The sequence below is a fragment of the Antarcticimicrobium luteum genome (assembly GCF_004358185.1).
Classification (GTDB): domain Bacteria; phylum Pseudomonadota; class Alphaproteobacteria; order Rhodobacterales; family Rhodobacteraceae; genus Antarcticimicrobium; species Antarcticimicrobium luteum.
On record NZ_SMUV01000013.1, the window covers coordinates 1 to 4,000 of the forward strand.

Annotated in this window: 4 protein-coding genes, 1 tRNA gene and 2 pseudogenes; 5 read left to right on the forward strand and 2 right to left on the reverse strand. The window is 60.6% G+C overall.

The genetic code is table 11. The annotated features are described in order from the left end of the window. The 4 genes and pseudogenes from E1832_RS22645 to E1832_RS22745 form a co-directional block, all read left to right on the forward strand. Positions 1-678: pseudogene (locus E1832_RS22645) on the forward strand (hypothetical protein); the annotation flags it as partial. Beyond that, positions 675-1,118 (forward strand): hypothetical protein, encoded by a 444-nt coding sequence (locus E1832_RS00125; RefSeq protein WP_133357749.1) that lies wholly within the window; start codon positions 675-677, stop codon positions 1,116-1,118. The pseudogene E1832_RS22645 and the gene E1832_RS00125, both read left to right, overlap by 4 nt. A 196-nt stretch (positions 1,119-1,314) precedes the next feature. After that, positions 1,315-1,488 (forward strand): hypothetical protein, encoded by a 174-nt coding sequence (locus E1832_RS22345; RefSeq protein WP_165978743.1) that lies wholly within the window; start codon positions 1,315-1,317, stop codon positions 1,486-1,488. 64 nt (positions 1,489-1,552) lie between these two features. Next, a pseudogene (locus tag E1832_RS22745) lies at positions 1,553-2,593 on the forward strand (recombinase family protein); the annotation flags it as partial. 105 nt (positions 2,594-2,698) lie between these two features. Here E1832_RS22745 and E1832_RS22750 read toward each other — a convergent pair. After that, positions 2,699-3,121 carry a hypothetical protein gene (locus E1832_RS22750; protein WP_245513712.1) on the reverse strand — a complete coding sequence of 141 codons (423 nt, stop codon included), beginning with the start codon at positions 3,119-3,121 and terminating at the stop codon, positions 2,699-2,701. A gap of 94 nt (positions 3,122-3,215) precedes the next feature. Beyond that, positions 3,216-3,292: transfer RNA gene (locus E1832_RS00135), tRNA-Met, on the reverse strand. A gap of 459 nt (positions 3,293-3,751) precedes the next feature. Between E1832_RS00135 and E1832_RS22650 the strand changes: the two genes are divergently transcribed. Next, positions 3,752-4,000: hypothetical protein (locus E1832_RS22650; protein WP_206020963.1), on the forward strand; the 249-nt coding region annotated here is incomplete at its 3' end.

The window sequence follows — 4,000 nt, forward strand, 5'->3', positions numbered from 1 at the left end:
ATGCCATTCGACAGAGCGCTCTTCCTGCCACTGGAGGATGGCATTCGAAGTCAGTTCCGTCCCATTGTCGCTGACGACCATGCAGGGAACCGAGGTTTCGAAGTGCGCGTCAATCACCCCGACTCCCGCGCGCGCGCCGGGCTGGACCGCCCGACGCATTTCGTTGGCGTCCGCTCGATCATTGTCAGCGTTTCACACCCGGGTTTCGTTCCAGACACTGAAACCGGCTCGCCTGTCGTGGGACAACTGGACGAGCCGCTGATGGAACGCCTGGAAAAGATGAAGGCCAACAGGACGGCCTACGCACATTTGGCCCCCTCGGCCAATCGCGGATACGACATCCGCGTTCAGTCCCCAGAGGCCCGCGAGAGGGCCGGACTTGATCGGCCGACGCGATTCGACTGCTCCCGAACCAGGACCGTTAGCCTCAATCACCCTGGGTTCGATTCTGTTCAGCCGAGAACCACACCCGTCATCGGGTGTCTCGATGATCTCCTCACTGCCCGGATGAACGCCGTGCGCGCCCGTTTGGACGCAGAGGCTGACATGGCCGCAGAAGTTCGGGAGCAACGGCGCTGTGAACACCAGAGGTGGCAGCGCGAGGGCGGCGGTTTCCAAGAGTGGAACCGCGCCCTGCACGCGGCCCACACCCTCAACTCAAATGGAGTCCAAAAATGAAAGATGGTCTACCCCTCAACCCCGACATCGTTGAAATGCGCGCGGCCGATGCCTTCGCCGCATCCCGAGACTGCGTCTACGAATTGCGTCGCGATGTCATCCCGAACCTGGGATCTCATGAACGCCGGGGCGCGCAACACCTGGTATCCCGGATCGACAGCCAACGCATTTTCGATCAGGAGGCCCTTAACGATCTCGATGCAGTCATTGAGACGGTAAAGCGCCGTATCGACGATGGAACCACGACCGTGGAGGAGTTCACGGCTGATGTATGCCATATCGACGGTGGCGCAGTGCAAACCCACCGCCACCGAACGGCCGAGGCCGACGCCCTAATACTCGCGCTGCCGTTCTTGCTGGACCTCAGGGACAGCATTCACGAGGTGTTCGATGTGATGCACGCCATCCGCGCGGTCGATGAGCTGCGCCAACGCATCTGAGTGAAACTGGATCGGGCTTTGCCCGACAGGCGGGCGCGCCGAATGCCAACGCTCTTGCTGCTACTCGAGTAATGGCACACCCGCCGACAACGACGCCCGCGCATGGAAATGCGCGGGCGTCAACTGATCTCGACCTGACCGAGGCATCCGTCTTTCGCACGTGGTTTTTCGACGTCCACTGCCGAAGGAGACGAGAATGCACCTCACGAACCTGATCGACCTCATCGCCGAAGTTGCTGCCAAGCGAGTCGCCAAGGAAGGCAAAACGAAAGAGGAAACCTCGGACGCGGTAAGGCCATGGTCCCGAATGATTCGGGCAGCATTATGGAAGCGCTGCCATAATTTCATCTGTTTTCCGTCCTTTAGATAGGCGCTGGACGAAATCGCGCAGAGGTCGCATCCTTTCCGCCGCAACAACCCAGCCGAGAGCCCCTATGATTCAGACGCCGCCGCCGAAACGAGTTGCCATCTACGCGCGTTTTTCCACCGATTTGCAGAACCCCAAGTCGGTCCAGGACCAAGTGCGGGAATGCCAGCGGCTCGCGGATCAAACGGGATGGAAGGTCATCGAGGTTTTCTCCGACATGGCCCTGAGTGGTGCAACCAAGGATCGACCGGGGTTCGAGGCACTACAGGCCGCAGTGCGCGCGGAGCGATTTGATATCGTGGTCTTTGAGCATATTGATCGCCTGTCCCGCGACCTCGAAGACCTCATGGGCTTCTACAAGCTGGCGCGCCATGCCCAGACTGAACTGCATCAACTTCACCGCGGCAAGCTTGGGATCTTCGATATCGGAATCCTCGGGACCTTTGCGCAGATTTTCCTCGAAGAACTCGGATACAAGACCCGCCGCGGGTTGGCCGGAAAAATCGAAGAAGGCAAAAGCGCGGGCGGGCTGTCCTATGGGTACAAGCTCTGTAAAACAGCATCCGGCGAACTGATCAAAGGCGACCTCATGGTCGATGAGTCCGAGGCCGCCGTCGTGCGACGGATCTTCTCGGAATACGCCGCAGGCAAGTCGCCGCACAATATCGCGAAGGACCTCAATGCGGATGCCGTTCCGTCCCCGCGGGGCGCTGGTCAGGGCAGCGGTCACTGGAGGCAGAACACGATTTACGGGAACTGCAAACGGGGTACCGGGATTTTGAACAACGAGCTCTATGTCGGCAAACGGGTCTGGAACCGGCTGCGCTATGCCAAACACCCCGACACGGGGAAACGGATCTCCAGGCTGAACCCCCGCGATGAATGGAAGATCGTCGACGTCCCCGATCTTCGCCTCATCGACGATCCCCTCTGGGACGCAGTAAAGGCGCGGCAGGGAGCGATCCAGGACAGGAGAAGTCGTGCGGAGGCCGACGGCAAGACAGGCGCAGGGGCAGCGCAGAGCGCGCGCAGGCGAAAGTATCTGCTGTCAGGCCTACTGACCTGCGATCAATGCGGCGGAAATCTCACAGTAGCGGGCAAGGGCGAGAGGCGGCGCTACTACTGCGCCAATGCCAAGGAGAAGGGCGACTCGGTTTGTCAGGGAATGCCGGGCTTTCTGGAGCGAGACGCAGCAACAACCCTCCTGGATGGCCTACGCTGGGGCCTGATGCAGGACTCCGCGTATGAAGAATTCCGGGAGAGGTTCATTGCCAAACTTCGGGCCCAGGAGCAGGACAGCGGCGAGGCATTGCGGCGACATGACGCCAAGATCCGCGAAATGGAGAGGACCCACGCCAACTTGCTGCGCGCCGTGGAGAATGGCCAGTATTCCGAACCGCTGATCGTGCGGCTCAACACGGTCGATGCGGAACTCGCAACGCTGCGTGCCGCACGCGAGGCCCTGGTTCCCGCGCCGATCGACCTGCCCACCGATCTGCCGGCTGTCTATCGGCAATATGTCAAGAATCTCGCCGAGACGCTGACAGCGGAAGAGGTCGCCGGCCCAGCCAGCGATGAATTGCACACCTTGATCGACCGCGTGATCGTCTCCTGGGACGCAGACGCTGAAGTTCATGAACTGGAAGTTCGGGGCAAGTTGTTGGAGATGTTGAAACAAATAAGGCCCGCCGGTGAGGCGGGCCTTGAAGCGAACTCGTGTTCGCTAAAGATGGTTGCGGGAGTAGGATTTGAACCTACGACCTTCAGGTTATGAGCCTGACGAGCTACCGGGCTGCTCCATCCCGCGCCAATGATGGTTACCTAGTGAAGTCGGGGGGGAACCTCAAGGGCTCGGTGGTGTTTTTTTTTTGATCTTTCGGCGCTGCCGTCCGGTGATCTCGGGCTTCAGGGGGAAATGGCCCCTCTTTCATCCGGTGACCCCGCCCAGGCCGCGGAGGGGAGGGGTATGGGTGTGCCTTTCGCTCATGCCCGGTTCCGTTTTGTCCCCCCCACGGCGGCCCTGCGCGTGGCCTGAGGTCGCGGCAGGTGAAGCGTCTGTGTGTTCGCTGCACTGGCCCGCCTTCCTGACGGCGGGGCGATCTGCGGGTCCGTATGCGTGTTTGGATTTGGAATCGAGACTGGAAACCAAGGCCGCATGGGCCAGAAGACAACCGAGGGCTTCTGCCAATGAGCACAGGGCAGCCGGATCTCAGATCACGGTCACATCGGGGCGGCTGACTGCACCACCAAACGCCGGAATTGGTCCTTGGACGACCAGGCCGCGGCCGACGACGCGCACCACGAAGCCCGCGATCTGCCGACGCGCCGAGCGTTCAGCTCGCGCAGCGGAGCGGGCGATTGCTCTACCTGCGCCGGTCGGCGTAAACACCAGCCGGACTCAGGTCGTCGCTATAGGACGACCAGTGGCGGGTCAGCGCAATTTCGATTTTGTTCTTGGATTTTTGTTAACATCGACAGAGAGAAAGGGGAGACTTTATTAGGTTTGGCGGTGACC